We start from the raw sequence: 15212 nt of genomic DNA, 5'->3' as shown, positions 1-15212 counted from the left end.
ACATTTTCGCGCCTGCTCCTGCCGCTAGTAGCGAACTTTACGGCCACTGGGTTGCCGGCCAACCCCCAGGCGGGCCAGCCACCAAGACACCGAGTGGACGATAACTGGAAAGGGATCGCGGGGCAATCGATGTCGATTCGGACCGCTCGAAGGCACGATCGTCAACGCCGCCCGTACCGCCACGGGTGGGGGCCGATGAAGATGGATGGTCCCTGAGATACGGCGCAATATCTTTGAGCGCTGAACACCGGAGCCTTGGTATCGCGGACGGGCCGAAGCCGGCGAAGGCCCGCGCAACCTCCCGCGTTTTCCCTCAATGCAGACAAAGCAAGTGCGCCCTGGATTCACCTGGCTTTGTACTAATAGAGTCCTCAACGCCCCCGCACTCCCCCGGTACGTAACCCATTAGTCTGCCCAACAGCGGTGTCCCAAGCAGAAGTTGGATCCGCTACATAATCCACAGGGCTGGGTCTCGGTCGCATACCAACTTCCGGCGAATGCGCCAGGCGGGCTAAGCGTCGTTGCTGGTTCCCATAAAGACCTCTGCGTCTCGTTCAGCCCAGAGGATGTTGCCATCAGCGGCTAAGGCATGAACACCGATGGCGTTCAGTATCTCTCCGCCTTGTGAAACATCATTTTGTGTAACCAGATAACTAAATGACCGTGAAACGGCTTGCCCTGGTGCGACGGTCCCCAGGTTGAGTTGTGCTTGGGTCGGCTGCTGGGCGAAGGTGAGACTATGCAAAGCCGCGTTCGTAAAAGAACGTAGGATTATGCGGGTCTGGCTGATCGACTCCTGGGTATCATTTAGGATCCAGACTGTGAAGGTAACGGTTTGACCCGCTACGGCTTCCCGAATGCTTGCGCTGTTGACCACGCATAAAGTTTGAAGGCAACGCCTCCCGCAGCAAGGACAGCGCATTGCAGGCACTGCGCATTCTTCGAACGCGGCCCAGTGGAGGCGCCACCAACGCACAACGCCAAGCGCGAACTCCTTACCGCGCGCTCGAACACAAGGAATCAGCGAACCGGGTCGTCGCTGCTCCCGGCATGTGGCAGGCAGACCGACGTAGGTATCATGTCGGGCCACGAACTCCGGCGGGGTTAGCATATCTGATGACATAGAGACGGAACCTCTAGAGAGTCGCTTGAAGTTCCCGATCTCATGGACCAAGGCGTAGCGACCCAACAACGCGAGCCTGCGTCTAAGCACTGGATGAAGCCGGACCGGCCGCAACACGTCCCGAGCTGCCGCGAGACCGGCAGTGCACGGCCATTTGGCATTGTCTTAATCGGACGCGTTTGGTTGCAGCGTTTTTGGCGGGGACCCCGCCATCACCCGCGGATACCGACGTGGACATGCCATTTTCCCATCATGTTTCAATTCAATCCAATCCGACTCTGAATCAACCCTTACGGAAGGTCCTCTTCGGATCCATCCATCGACTGGCCGGAACATACCCCGGCACTCGGCGGGTTTCCTGCACTATTGAACCTTCCCCACAACCTGCGCCGTAATGTGATGAAAGAAAGGCAGGACCCATGATCCGTGTGATGATCGTTGATGACGAAGCATTGGTGCGTTCCGGCTTCCAACTGATTCTTGGTGAGGCAGATGATATAGAGGTTGTGGCCGCAGTTGACAGTAACAAAGCGCTCGAAGTGATCCAGAAGACGGAGCCGGATGTAGTTCTTTTAGATATTCGCATGCCCGGGCGCAGCGGCCTCAGTGTTCTAAACGACATACGTGAACTTTCACTGCCTCCCGTAGTTGCGGTGCTTACTACATTCGATTCGGACGACTACATCGCTCGCGCGCTCGGGGCCGGCGCCGCTGGGTTTCTAGTGAAGGACACAGACCCAGAACAACTCCCCATACTGGTTCGTTCACTGGCAGCAGACGGTATTGTGCTCTCCCCTCAGGTATCTAGGACGGTAATCGATGGATATCTAGGTGCTGAAGATCGTGCCGCCAGCATGCTGCTGAAGGCATTGACGCTGCACGAAAAACAAGTGCTTGTCAGGCTCGCACTTGGAGAATCGAACACTGAGATCGGACAACGCCTTCATCTCAGCGTTGGCACCGTCAAAGACCACGTCAATGCAATACTCGGCAAGCTCCGGGTCTCTACGAGGCTGCAGGCAGCCCTCGTAGCTGAGCGCGGCGGACTCACTGGATCGTCGGTTCTAGACACATGATCCGCCAGCCAAAGCTAACGCCTCTTGCGACCGATTGCCTCCTCGTGGCTGTCGCCCTTGCCGACGGTTTCTTCTCGCTGAGGTCCGTTGGGTACATTGAGGTTGCCGTAGTGATCGCAGGCTCGTTTGGGCTTTTGCTTCGTAGACGTTGGCCGTGGGCGTCTCTCGTACTGGCCTCCCCTGCATTGGTAACCGCCTCGGCCATTATCGCTGCCCTTATAGGCTTATATTCAGTTGCGATTAAAGCACGGCGCATTTGGCCAGTGTCGGGAGCCGGTTTACTCGTTTTTCTCATCTCGACAGTCTCTTGGTGGAACTGGAACGACGCCGGCGACGCAATTTTGACGGTAATTTATGCAGCGCTAACGACGGGTGCGCCGATTGCCGTCGGGTTGCTCGTCCGTACACGGCAAGAGCTATCTGCCCGTTTGGTCGAGCTGGACGACGCACGTTTGAAAGAGCGTGTTCGCGCCGAGAATGAGACCCTCACCGCAGAGCGCGCTCGGATTTCACGCGAGATGCACGACGTCGTGTCCCATCAAGTCAGCCTGATAGCTGTTCAAGCAGGGGCACTCCAGGTAGCAACAAGAGACGCAAACTCGAAGGCCATAGCCCGTACTATCCGTTCATTAGCCGTGAAGACCCTTGATGAACTCCGCCAGATGGTCTCTGTGCTTCGTGCCGCCGGCGACTCAACCGCGTCACTTGCCCCTCAACCCACCGTCGCTGACATACCTGCCCTTGTGGCTGACAGCCAAGTCCCGACTACCCTCCACCTCGACCTGCCTGAGGGGTTACCCGCAGCCGTTCAGCGTGCCATCTACCGCACTGTACAAGAAGGCCTTACCAATGCCCGAAAACACGCGCCTAGGACAAATGTCACGGTCAGGGCAGGAAAACACGGCCACACCTTGGAGGTAGTTATACACAATACTGTTCCGACCTCTGCTCCCACAGAACTTCCCTCCGCTGGGCACGGGTTGATCGGACTACGTGAACGGGCGGAATTACTTGGAGGTTTCCTTTCTGTCAGAAAAGACCCGGCGGAGCTCACACCCTCATCCTGACAATCCCTGATTCCCCTGGACAAGGTGGGCAACCTATTGAGCCAAACTCGGGATCTACTCGGCGCTCTTGGTCACTCCCAGAGTAAATTAGCCTTGTAACGAAAATTAGAAGGCGTTTGTGCGTCACAATCTGCACACTTGGGTGAAGCACGAACGACGATAGCCAGTAGAGATGGCGCCGTCCATTGTCGTTAGGCATTAGCGGCCGCCGGGCGAACAGGCTCCCGGGACCTACCTTGAAATCGCTGTCAGTTAACTTGTTTCAGGCCCAACCGCGGATATAAAACCTCAAACCCCTTTTCGAGACCTCCTAGTAGGGCATCCGCTAGATGGCCTGCGTCTGGGACTTCATGGTACGTCGTTGTCATCCCTGCTCTCGTGGCTGCGCCATGCAACTCCTGGGCTGCTCGCTTGTAGGTGGTGTCATTCGCGCCCACTGTGAAAACAGCGGTCGTGTCCCTAAAGCTGGTTTTGCTGAGAATGTTGACTGGCTTTTGCGCGTCACAGGCGCCTTGATTGCCGTGGAAGAGCTCAACGAGACTCGCACCGGGGTTTTCGGCACCTGGGTATTCTTCACCGGAGATGTCGAGGATGTTTCTGAAGACATCGGGATGCTTAGCCCCTAGCGAGATAGCGCATTGTCCCCCGTTCGAGTATCCAGCAATCGTCCAGTTCCTGGGATCGTTCAAAATGTTTAGATGGCCTCTGGCGAAGTCCAGAACGTCCTTCATAACGTACGTTTCGACGTTGCCGTATCGGCTGCCGTCCACGCAGCCAGTATCCTTCTGGTCGGGTCCTATTTGATCGGCCACGATGACAATCGGGGCTAGGCCCTTGTTTTTGGCGGCGTATCTGTCCAGGACAGATCCAACATCTGCGGGGTCCGGGTTGCCGGGCTGCCCCATGAGCATAACTATCAGGGGAAGCTGCGGCGGGTTGGCCACCTGTGCTGCTGGAGGTAAATAGATCCCGGCTTCTCTCGCCACGAAGCCAGAAACTGTTGCTGGTATGGACTTTTTGCCCTGCAACCCTTTCTCTGGCATGTCGCTCGGCGGAGCCCAGCGTTCGCCGAGCGACAAGGACGACCCCACGTCCGAATGAGTGATCGGGGGGAGGGTGATGTCCTTGGCCGTTGAAATCCCCACTAAAGAACCCAGAGTGCGATTGAGCCCAAAATCGGCATTGATGCCCAAGCCAGCCGTCACGACAAACACTGGAACGGCGAAAGCGGCAGTCACTTTTCGCCAGATATGGCTGTGGCGGAAGTTCGTTACGGCCACGGCTAGGGACCCCAGCAGTGCTGCGAACCAGAGCACAGTGAAGCCGCTGAAACCTATGCCGAACACGTTGAAGACGTCCGTAACAAGCCACATGACTAGGACGCCCAACACTGCTCCGATAGCGGCGGCGGAAATGGCCTCGACGAACTTCTGACGTGGCGAACGACAAATTAACACGAAGAAGAGTGTTGCGGCTATGGCAGTGGCTGTTCCTACGACTGCCGGGGTAGTGATATTGGCGGCAAGCAGAGCAGAGAACATAGGGCTTCCTTTCCGGGCGGGATCTGGCCGATCAGTTCGTGCTGGGAAGCCTGAGCCCGTGTCGCTGGACGATGGTTCAAGAGCGGAGGCTGAGAGTGGGTTCCCTGGTCATCATCTGCTTCAGCATTGTGGTGCTCTGTTTAGCTGATAGTCCTGGCAAATAGGCGGACGTGATGGCGAAGCCGATGGATGGGAGCGCGAGAGGGTCCTGGTAATAAATGTAAAGACGTCGGTGCTCGGGCTGGAAGCGGGACTTGAAAGCTGCCAGGGACTTGAATCCATACATCGGTTCCAGCGCATCACCGAGCATCGCTAGGATTTTGTCCGCAGCCGGTGTGTCCTCATTCGAGGTAACTCCGCCCGTATTGGCCAGGGGCGAACCTGAGAGGGAAATCGTGGGGACGTCTGTTTTGAAGTGCGTCACCGCTGAGGCGATGAGAAATTCCATGACACCCTTGAAACCAATTGTTCTGCGTCGCATGAAATCCAACGTCCAGCCTGTGATATTGCCTTCGCTGTAAACCGGGAGCCAGCTAGTGACACCATGAACCACGCCTTCGTCGTCCACTGCGACACAGCACAAGACGTTTTCGTCCTTGAGTTCATCGATTCCCCCTAGAGTGAATCCCATTTCTGGCAGGGACTTGCCTGCCGCCCATTCTTCGGAGATTTCCGCGATCTGCACACGTAGCCGAGGCGGCATATGGGGATAGTGATACCAATGGTCCTTGATGCCCAGTTTGCCCGCCTTGTTGAGTGCCGTGCGGACGTTCTGCCATTCCTTGCCTTTGAAGGACATGGTCGCGATGTTCAGGAGCGTCTCCTCGGCAACCTCAAGCGCTCTAAAGTCCAAGCCATCCAGGGCCTCGCCAACATGTGAAGTCGCCGAGTAAAAGCAGGGTGTGAGACCCAAGTCGAGGCAATGTGCAACGAACTCTCTGACAGCTTCTTTCTGGGATCCGGTATCACCGAACGGACCTGCGACGGTCAGCGCTACGCCGTTATGTACCTGGTATGCGACACCGGCCCGACCATCGGGGGCGAACCAGTAGAAGTTGTTGTCCCACAGAGCCATCCAGGACAGTGTTCCTCCACCCCGCCGAAGCAATTCCCGAACCTTTTCCCGTTGTTCGTCGGTGCCAACACCTCTGAGATGGACAAGCCTGAAGTTGCGAAATGCAAGGAACCCGAAGAGCAGCCATATCACGGCGCCTCCTACGCTGTAAATCAAGGTTGTCGTGAATCCCTGGGGCAATTGGACGACGAACGGCATGGGAAAAGGAATCACCACATGGGTGAACTGCAGGAGAAGATCCCATAAATTGGACCTGCTGTGATTTCCCTCGGCAAACCAAAACACTGAATACCCGACCAAGGTGATGCCGGTAAGTGCCGCCGTGTTGTTGATCATTGACCTAGTTGATCGTGGATCTGGGACGACCTGGAATCGCTGACGCGTCAGCAACAGGAGAACCACAATTGCGGCCGGCAGGAGGACGGCAGGCAGCACGTACATCAATAGGGTTGTGGACGAAACTGCCCCCTGAGGAATGGCCACAAGGTCAGAAAGTTGTATCAGGACCGCGGCTGCGAAAATCAGGTTAATGACCAACGCCGTCCAGAGAGCCAGCCGACGACCGCGACGAAGCCCTTCGGAACACAACAGCAGCAGAATCAGCGGTATCAGAGACAAGACTGCGGCTCCGGGGCTGCTAACACCCACCGTATTCTGCAGCGCAACGCACCCCGAGCTGCCGCCGCACAACTCGGTCACTTCGGCCGGGTCCGGCCTATTCTGGAGGGAAACTTCGCTGATAGTGGATAGCGGCCCAAGGGCAAAATTACTTGCAAGCTGGGTTAGCAGGGGCCCAACTGCGAAGACGCCAACGATTGTGGCGATCAGGAACCGACCTTCGCGCGGTGATGAGAACATACCTGCATGCGTGTTCTGCCGTCGCCCCGTTCCCAAGATCCTGCCCCCGGCGATGCCCAAGACGGCTCCGGCCAACAGTTGCAGAGACTGCGCCACCCCAACGTAGAGAACAAACATGACACCAATAGCAAGCAACCATGTTCTTAGGCGCCGTCGCCAAAGAATGTTGAGCGACGCCGTTGCCGCGCCCAACGCAGCAGCGGCACCACCATAGGCGCCGACGATGAAATCGCCGCCGAGGTAACTTAGCCATTCATCGTTAAGGACCCGCCCCGTCAGAACCAGCCCTATCAGGACTAATGAGCTCACTACGTTCCCGATGAGGAACGCAAGAAGTGTCTTCCGAGAACCCACAATGCGCTCCGCAATACCGACGCCCACCGCGAGGACGCCCACCAGAACCAAGTAGTCCAACCACGAGGTAGCAAAGAAGGCACTAGTAGAAACGGCCCACCAATCACTCGCCGGATTAGAAGTATCAATGCCAACTGAGCTCATCAGTTGAGCAGACGGGCCGTTGATCAATGAACCACTGACTAGGCCTATGCCGATCACTGCACAAACCAGCGAGGCTGTGACGGGAACGCGGCGTAGGAACAGCCGCAAGCGGGCGATTCTAGTAATGGCAGCTCCGGCAGTCATGCTGCGCAGTGTCCTTTCAACGAAGTAAAGTCTTGGTCCGAATTTCGGTTGTCCACATATTTCAGGACCTCTGCGTTCTGCTTGGGTGCAGTAGTTTGGCGCTGCTCTTCCTCAACGGCAGGCAGAAACGTCGCTAGGTCCTCTGCGGGAGGCGCTTCCCATAGAGGCGGGTTATCAAAATTGTGCCGCCAGCCCCGTGAAGAATGAGACTGCCCAGAACGACCATGGCTGTTGCCGCTAAGACTGGGAAGCCCTGGCTTTCCGGCAGTGCGTTGAAAGCCAAGAGGCCAAAAACGATCGACGCTGCTCCCCGAGGTCCCATGGCTGCCATAAACAGCCTGTCTTTGCGCCGGACTTTGGAACCGGCCAACGACACCCACACAGGGATGAACCGACCCAACGTCAGGGCAAAGAATGCCAATAGCAGTGCTGGCCACCAGTCGTAAGTGGCGCTGATGAGTGTGACGGCGGCCACTCCGAAGGCCAGCCATAGGAGGAGGCTCACGAAGGACGTCAGATCTTCGACAAAGGAAAGTTCCATCTCGTCCTCCCAGTCCTTCCCGCGCGCTATGCGGAAAGCTATGCCACAGACAAAAGCCGCGACAAAGCCGTTTGCACCCACCATGACGGCAAGTCCAAAGGTCGTGATTGGTAACGCCACAACGCCGATACGTATGCTTTGCCCGTCTGCCCAGCCAGACGTCAAGGCGCCTCGGAATATCCGGCCGGCCGCGGTTCCCAGGACAGCACCGGCCACCACGGCGAGGAGCCCCGCTGGCGCGGCTTTTACGAGAGCGCCGACCGCGTCAGCATCGGAAGAATTTTCGGTCGCGGCCAGTGCCAGCGCCCCGAGCAAGAGCGGCGAAACCAGCCCATCGTTATAGCCGCTCTCGACGCTTAACCACCGACGGACCTGGTTGGGGACACGCTTGTCTTTAAGAATCGACAATTCTGGGGAGAAATCTGCGGGAACAGAGATACACGCAATTGCGAGGACGGCAGCCGTCGTCAGTCCCAGCGGAAGCGCCAGCCCTAGCGCTATCACTAGTGCCACCGAAAGCGGCAGTGCAATAAAGAGAAGGCGCAGAGGCACGGCGCCGAACTGTGCCCGGACCGACCCGCGGACGTCCACAGCGTCAACGAATAGCAGGAGCGCCAGCGTTACTTCTGCAAGGTGCAAGGCAAGATGCGAATCGAAGAACTCTGTTGAATCACTTGTGCTGTACCAGCCGATGACCGCACCCATTGCCACCATGATCATGGGCCCATTAATCCAGATGGCTTTTAGCTTCCGATGAACGAGAGACCAGACGAGCGACGCCACGCCAAGCAGTGCGATGGTTATAGCCATGGGATATCCGTTCTTTGGCCAAGGGCTGTCATGAGCCGTTGTATACGTATCGGTGACAGACGCCTGCGATACAGGCCGCAGTCATTACAAGCCAAGACAGTCCCCCGGCAAGGTTCGCTGCACGAGCCAGGCCACTAACAAGATTAGGGCGCACCACGATGTGGCCCCGGCTCCCTTTGGGGCTTCCGGGACAACATCTAGGCTGGGCACTCGAGCCCCCGTGGCGGGGGTCGCGGACGATAGGTACTCCTGCCGCATCATCTCCGACCCAGGCTGAAGACTATCGAGACGACATCTCAGAAGTCGCCACTTGGCTAGTTTGAATACTGAGGGCCTCCACGAGCTTTCTATACAGGCCGCTGCTCTGAAGAAGTTCTTCATGGGTTCCTTGGGCAACCACGCGGGCTGAATCCATAACGACAATCGTGTCGGCGTCCAACACAGTAGATAGTCGGTGCGCAATTGTGACAACTGACGCTGTCGAGGCGTAGTCACGAATGACATCGTGAATAGCCGCTTCGGAAACGCCGTCCACTTGTGCCGTTGCCTCGTCGAGCAACAATACATCGGGATGGACGAGAAGCGCGCGAGCGAGTGCAATCCTCTGGCGCTGACCACCCGACACTGTCATATCGCCGAGCGGGGTTTCCAACCCGTCGGGCAACGTCTCAACAAACGCCTTGAGCCGAATTTGGTCGAGCACTTTGCTAATGTCTTCATCCGTAGCAGCCGGGTTTGCAAATGTGAGGTTGTCCCGCAAGGTCCCCGGCAAGGTGGGGGTTTCCTGCTCGACATACGCCAAGCGACCACGAATATAGTCTGAACCGAGCTGATCGTACGACACCCCTCCGAATCGCATTTCACCGCGTTCTGGGTTCAGGAACCGCAAAATAAGGGAAAGCACTGTCGTTTTCCCCGCGCCCGATGGACCAACGATCGCTGTGTGTCCCTTGGCGGGAATTGTTAACGTTAGGGACTCCACCGCGGGGGGCCCATCCGGGTCATATCGCGCGGTGACATGATCGATCTCGATAGCGGGGGCTGAAGGAGACATTGCGGGTATCTGCCTTCGTGGTTCCTCCGGTTCAACATCAATTTCATCAAGTTGTTTGATCCGCACGGCCGCAGCGACACCTGCCTGCAGGCTCGTCAAGTTATGGCTTAGATCCATAACGGGGTCTAGAAGTCCAAACACGTAGAGCAGAAATGCAACCAGGACGGGCACAGTCAACTCACCTTGGGAAACCCGCCACGCGCCGACACCAAGAATCACAATAGTCGCCGCCTGGATGCCAAACCATGCCACGCTCCACACCAATGCTTCACGGCGTACGGCCTTGATGCTCTGAGACCGAGACTCCTGAGCATGTCCGAGCAGGACCGATGCCTGACGTTGCTCGGCGCGGGCAACCTTGACCGTCTTTATTGCGCGCAGCGTTCCTGCCAAGGTGCCACCAAGGTCACCAAGGGCGGCTTGGGATCGCTCCTGTGCTTTTGCGATTGCCCCGGTAAGCAATCCGAAGATCACAGCGATGAGTGTCACAGCGGCCACTGTCACGAGCAGGAGAATACCGTCGAGCAGCGCCATCATTACCAGCGTTCCCACAAGCATGATCGCGCCGTTCACAATGCCAACCACGCTCTCCGAGGCAGCTTCACGCAGCAAAAGTGAATCGCTGGTAACACGGGTGACCAGTTCGCCGGTGGGCCTCCGCAGCAAAGGTAAGACCTTAGCGCCGAGGAAACGACGGATCATTCCCTCGCGAGCGTCGTAGACAACGTGCTCGGCCAGGGTGCCGAGGACCACCCACTGCCACCAGCTGACGGCCGTTCCGACGACAAGCAACCCCGCTAGGAGCAGTACCGGTCCCTGGAGATCCCCTCCGAGTGATTCGAGAATTTCCTGCGTCACCAAAGGCGTGGCCAAGCTCATGGCGGTGACGACCAGACCTAGACCAAGGGCGAAGATCAGGGTTTTGGCTCGAGGGCGCGCAAAGCTCCAAAGGATTGCTGCGCTCGATTTTGCTGCTACGTTCATGACTCTCAGTAAGACAGTTCTGTCTCATAAAGTCAACTTGACGATCCATTTCAAACTTATGCGAGTATGGGATGCGTGAAACCAACGACTCCAAACGACCGCGTGCGGGACCGCACCCGAACAGCGTTACTCCTCGCCGGCATTACCGTGCTCGCCAGCAATCGGTCAGCAGCCCTGGCTGAAGTTGCCCGGGAAGCTGGTGTAGCACGCAGTACCCTCCACCGCTATTTCCCTGACCGGAACGCGCTATTCGCCGAGATCGAGAGTCTGGTGGAGGAGAACTACAACGAGGCGTTGGATCGAGCTCGCACGGAAGATGGGAGTGGGCGGGAGGCCTACGAAAGACTGTTGGGCGAACTGCTGGATCGGTTGTCAATTTTCGCATGGTGGCTCCTGTCCGAGGACGACGATGACGACGTCGACAGCGACGCCGACCTTCGCGCTCTTTCTCTTATCCGGCGGGGACAGGCCGACGGCACCCTCGACTCCCAGCTGGATCCTCGGTGGATCGTGACGTCCATATGGTCTCTGCTCTGGACTGTCCACGAAGAGGTCGCCCATAATTACCGGACTCCCCGCGAACTCCGTGAAATGTGTCTCCGTAGCCTAATGAAACTCGCTTCGGCTTAATCATGTGAATCTTGCAGCCAGCGGGACCTGTCTGTAAAAATAGGGCCCGCCCTAGAGACTGAACCATGGGCATGCAGACCCCAGTAAAACGCGTGCCATCGTCCCTATAGTGCAAGCTACTCTTGCAAATGCGCACAATAAGACTTTCGCTTCCAGGCTAAAAACCACCCGGCCAGTCCCAGCTCGCCAGTCGTTAGTGACCGAGGACTGAACCGCAGAGGACCAGCGGCCGTAACTTCAATATCGGCCCCTGCTTCTCACTCGCAAGAACTCCCACCTACAGAAGGATGGGCATCCGTGGAGCGCCTCCATCGTCTTGACCACTTTCAGGATTGACTTTCGTGATCAAAAGCCTCATAAAGGATGACGCAGGGTGTCATTGGACAAACTATGTGGGCCCACGCCGGTTGCGGCCATCACCCTAACTCTCCGAAATACCTTGCGACACCTCGAGAGCAAATGTCATGTGGGGGCACACAAGGTGGACTCCACTCGCTCCCCGTTTCTGATCGCTGTTGTCAATCTCCATCCACCGCGGGTGGAGAAAACAACCACGATCGGAAGGTGATCACGATGGCAATGAGTGCCATTTTTCCCTATGACGAAGAACAGCCTCTGCGGCTCGAGAGCATGGCAAACTTACATGACATTCAACATGCCGTTGGCGGCTACATCGAAGCAGTCGGAGCGGGCGATGCCCCAGCTATGACCTTGTTCGTAAACGAGGACGGAAAGGTCCTGGGACTGCCAGTAAACCGGCGGGCAACACTCCTGTGGTGGCTTCTTGCCCCTCGAGCTCGACGTCTTGACGTACTGTGCGGTGACGTTGTTCTGCTCGGAGCACCCGACAAAGCGGGCCTGTCCACGAGTATTCCCACGGAGTTCCGCAATTTACTGTTTGATGCTTCACAGTTCAAAATCGAAGTCCAGACCGCCGACAATCCGGAATCATGGAATGGAAACCGGCAAGTCTTCGATGACTACTTCAGGGCAGTTGCAAGCGCCCTAAGCCTGTCCGAGCGGTGGACAGCCGTGGAACAGGTACGAGTCGTGATTGCCGAGTGACAAAAGCGCCCCTGCAGACCGTAGTCTGCAGGGGCATTTCATACCCGTGTCCACCCGCTGAAAGTGACTGTAGGATGCTTTATCCCTTGATGCTACGCGGATCATTGCCCGGAAATACGGTGTCTTTGGCTCTCACTGCACCGTCGGTACCGTGGATGAACAACTCGCCACCGCCGTTGTTGCGAAGATACTTTCGAGCTTCCTCAGTTGCAATGCGCCACACGTTCCTGCCGCCGACCTGGATACCCCGCAGGTCACCGGACTTCAGCAGCGCCCTGATCTGGCTCACTGACACATTCAGCTCTTCGGCAACCTGTTCAATGGTCAGGAACCGGTGCTTCTTCCTCTCATCGGACACTGCTCCATCGTAGAGCGCAATGTTGCAGGCTCAGTGCTGATGGCTCGGGAGGTGTCCGCTACTGGCACCAACCGAGCGAGTATTTACGGGATAAGTCCTCTGCGATACGGATTCCTTTTTCAGTCCAGAAGTCCTCGTTGACCCATTCGAATGGCGTAGCCACCCATTGCTCGAACTCTTCACTGAACTTCCGCTCTGAACACATCAGCGTCAGTTCCAGATCCGGTTCATTAAGAATCCACCAATCGGCACCGGGATCCCACAGCAATAACCTGCCCAGGCTGCCGTGGTTGTTCATCACCCATTCAACAAATGACCAGGGTGTTTGCAGTGCCTCATCCGGCACTTCAAGAGGAAGATTTGGAATGACGAAGTTGCTGGATAAGGTCCGACCGTCGGCATGTCTCGACGACCAACCGTCAAGTTCCTCGTGCTCGTCAATGCGGAGGCTGAGCACGCCGGTTCCTTTGAGTATCTGCAAAGTTGCCTCGCTGAAGTAAACCGCCCCCAACATGATGCCGGCCTCGCAAGCTACAACCGCTTCGCCGGCTACAGCAGCTGGCCAGCCATCTTCGAGCTCAAAGGGAACGCCGGGGCGGTGTCTATTGGTGCTCAAACCGGCCTGCTTTCAATGAGCTGCTTTAGATGTTGTACGGCTTGAAGACCACGAGCATGACGATCGCAATGACGATGTCCACAATAGCGAGAACCAGCCATGGGGTGGCTTTGACGCCGTGAGCCTCAGCTTTACGTGCATAGATAAAGGCTGCGATGCCGAGGGGGATTCCCAGAATAAACAAGCCGATGACGCCCGTAATGATGGAGGTTTTCCGGAACTTGGCACCCTGCATCAGGTGAAAATCAACCGCTGCGGCTTCTTCTGTTGAGGTCATGTGTCTTGTTCCTAAATGTGATGGGGATCGAATTGAAGAACATCCTCCATCAGCGTCTGCTCAGGCACGTATAGTTCTCGGCGCGGCCTTTGAGCTGACCTGGCTTCCGTTCCAGGCAGTAAGTTTGCAGACATGGGGAAATCAGCACACGCTGCCGGAGGGGCGAGCGATGCCGGTGTCGTCGGAGGCGGAGTGAACGACATGGTTGCGGAGCACTGGTCACTATGAGGGAGTACATCTTATGCCCGAGATGCGAGCAGGGACGTGTCGAAACTTACCGTGTAAGGAAGACCGGTGACTTCTTTCAGCTGTGCGACGAGTGCGATGCAGTTTGGTCTCCCGGAATCGGACCCAACCTGACTCAGTTCGGTACCTACGACACGTTCATGCTTGTGCGGGGGCTGTCGGACGTGTGGGACGAAATCGATGCAGTGGCCGAGCCGTAATCACTGAAACGACGATGGGCTCAGGCAGTGTGACATACAGTGATCGAGTGCCTGATCTTGATTCCCTTGCCGTTGCTGTCCCTGCGTCCGACAGCCCTGTCAGTACCACCCCACCTCGCGCGCATCCCTGACGCTTGGTCATGTCCTTGCCGCCATAGGCTCAGAGGAAAAGCCAGCAGTGCAGCTTGAAGACATTCTGATCATTCGCCACACCTTCAACTCCGGCGATCCTGGTTCTTTGCGGGGGCCCGAGGACCTGACCGAGGAACGGGTGCTTGCCTATACCCGCGAGCAGAAGTTCGCCGCGGCTCCCAAATACTGGGTCATCTTCGTGGCCGACGGCGGCAAACGCTCCCGTCTCTGGGGCGCCTACGAGAACCACGGCGAGCTTGAGCCCACCGAGATGTACAACGTCTTTGATCTACGGCGCAGCGAACTGTTCGCATCTCTGGAGGACCGGCTCGTCATCGAATGGGACAGCCCCATTGCCTGGTGCCGCCGGGCCGACGCTGCCAAGACCTCCCGCATGCCTGTGCTGGAAATCACGGACCGTGACAAGGTCCCTTTCCCGGGGTTCGACGGCGTGCTACTCCCCTACCACCAGCTGCGCGAGATGGTCGAGGATTCACGCTACACGGACTGGCGTGCTGCACTCTCTGAGGTCCAGGGCATCTACCTGATCACAGACTCTTCCAACGGCAAGCAGTACGTCGGGAAGGCAGACGGCGCCGAAAGGATTCTGGCCGGTGGAGGGTGTACGCGCGTGATGGCCACGGCGGGAACGTGGCTCTTCGGGAATTGGCGTTCCAGAGCACAGCCGGCGAAGGCACAACAGCTGCAGCGAAGACAGACCATGCCCGGCACTTCGTGTTTAGCCTGCTCAGGGTCTTCGGGCCAAGCACGCCGTCCTCGGAAGTGAACACAGCAGAGTCCCACTACAAGGCAGCCCTGATGACGCGCACCTTCGGCCTGAACAGGAACTGATCGTGCTGCAGATGTCCGTTTCGATCCCGACATACCTGGACACGCCCGCGCCGCCACTTATGCTC

13 protein-coding genes are annotated in these 15212 nt (G+C 57.3%); 5 read left to right on the top strand and 8 right to left on the bottom strand.

All coding sequences use genetic code 11. The features are described 5' to 3' along the window. Positions 1-511 precede the first annotated feature (511 nt). Complete coding sequence (locus AC6CH8_RS13805) at positions 512-877, bottom strand: hypothetical protein (protein ID WP_498191148.1); 366 nt, start codon at positions 875-877, stop codon at positions 512-514. A gap of 665 nt (positions 878-1542) precedes the next feature. Between AC6CH8_RS13805 and AC6CH8_RS13800 the strand changes: the two genes are divergently transcribed. Next, the gene (locus AC6CH8_RS13800; protein WP_498191146.1) at positions 1543-2199 is read left to right on the top strand and encodes a response regulator; all 657 of its coding nucleotides are present in this window, start codon (positions 1543-1545) and stop codon (positions 2197-2199) included. Next, entirely contained in the window at positions 2196-3266 is a 1071-nt protein-coding gene (locus tag AC6CH8_RS13795; RefSeq protein ID WP_498191144.1) for a sensor histidine kinase, read from the top strand. The genes AC6CH8_RS13800 and AC6CH8_RS13795 overlap by 4 nt, the downstream gene beginning before the upstream one ends. Positions 3267-3514: 248 nt before the next feature. Here AC6CH8_RS13795 and AC6CH8_RS13790 read toward each other — a convergent pair whose 3' ends face one another. From AC6CH8_RS13790 to AC6CH8_RS13775, 4 genes are all read right to left on the bottom strand, one after another. Next, positions 3515-4807 (bottom strand): alpha/beta hydrolase, encoded by a 1293-nt coding sequence (locus tag AC6CH8_RS13790; RefSeq protein ID WP_498191143.1) that lies wholly within the window; start codon positions 4805-4807, stop codon positions 3515-3517. A 76-nt stretch (positions 4808-4883) separates the two neighbouring features. Then, positions 4884-7382: a bifunctional lysylphosphatidylglycerol flippase/synthetase MprF gene (locus AC6CH8_RS13785; protein WP_498191141.1), complete on the bottom strand. Its 2499-nt coding sequence runs from the start codon at positions 7380-7382 to the stop codon at positions 4884-4886. 133 nt (positions 7383-7515) lie between these two features. Then, entirely contained in the window at positions 7516-8733 is a 1218-nt protein-coding gene (locus tag AC6CH8_RS13780) for a cation:proton antiporter domain-containing protein (protein ID WP_498191139.1), read from the bottom strand. A 280-nt stretch (positions 8734-9013) separates the two neighbouring features. Then, the gene (locus tag AC6CH8_RS13775) at positions 9014-10771 is read right to left on the bottom strand and encodes an ABC transporter ATP-binding protein (RefSeq protein WP_498191137.1); all 1758 of its coding nucleotides are present in this window, start codon (positions 10769-10771) and stop codon (positions 9014-9016) included. Positions 10772-10846: 75 nt separating this feature from the next. Between AC6CH8_RS13775 and AC6CH8_RS13770 the strand changes: the two genes are divergently transcribed. Continuing rightward, entirely contained in the window at positions 10847-11401 is a 555-nt protein-coding gene (locus AC6CH8_RS13770; RefSeq protein ID WP_498191135.1) for a TetR/AcrR family transcriptional regulator, read from the top strand. Between the two features lie 573 nt (positions 11402-11974). Beyond that, positions 11975-12466 (top strand): DUF3846 domain-containing protein, encoded by a 492-nt coding sequence (locus AC6CH8_RS13765; RefSeq protein WP_498191133.1) that lies wholly within the window; start codon positions 11975-11977, stop codon positions 12464-12466. A gap of 79 nt (positions 12467-12545) precedes the next feature. On the opposite strand, the gene AC6CH8_RS13760 is transcribed toward AC6CH8_RS13765, so the two are convergent. Genes AC6CH8_RS13760 through AC6CH8_RS13750 form a run of 3 tightly spaced genes read right to left on the bottom strand, consistent with a single transcriptional unit; the run spans position 12546 to position 13717 of the window. Further along, positions 12546-12824, bottom strand: coding sequence for a helix-turn-helix domain-containing protein (locus AC6CH8_RS13760; protein ID WP_498191132.1), 279 nt, complete (start codon positions 12822-12824; stop codon positions 12546-12548). A gap of 58 nt (positions 12825-12882) precedes the next feature. Continuing rightward, positions 12883-13440, bottom strand: a complete 558-nt coding sequence (locus AC6CH8_RS13755; RefSeq protein ID WP_498191130.1) for a hypothetical protein — start codon at positions 13438-13440, stop codon at positions 12883-12885. 25 nt (positions 13441-13465) lie between these two features. Further along, positions 13466-13717, bottom strand: a complete 252-nt coding sequence (locus tag AC6CH8_RS13750) for a hypothetical protein (protein ID WP_498191128.1) — start codon at positions 13715-13717, stop codon at positions 13466-13468. Positions 13718-14341: 624 nt separating this feature from the next. Between AC6CH8_RS13750 and AC6CH8_RS13745 the strand changes: the two genes are divergently transcribed. Then, positions 14342-15082 (top strand): GIY-YIG nuclease family protein, encoded by a 741-nt coding sequence (locus tag AC6CH8_RS13745; protein WP_498191126.1) that lies wholly within the window; start codon positions 14342-14344, stop codon positions 15080-15082. The last annotated feature ends 130 nt before the right edge of the window (positions 15083-15212 follow it).

The organism is Paenarthrobacter sp. GQ52, from assembly GCF_059759005.1.
This window is presented reverse-complemented; position numbering and strand designations above follow the sequence as displayed.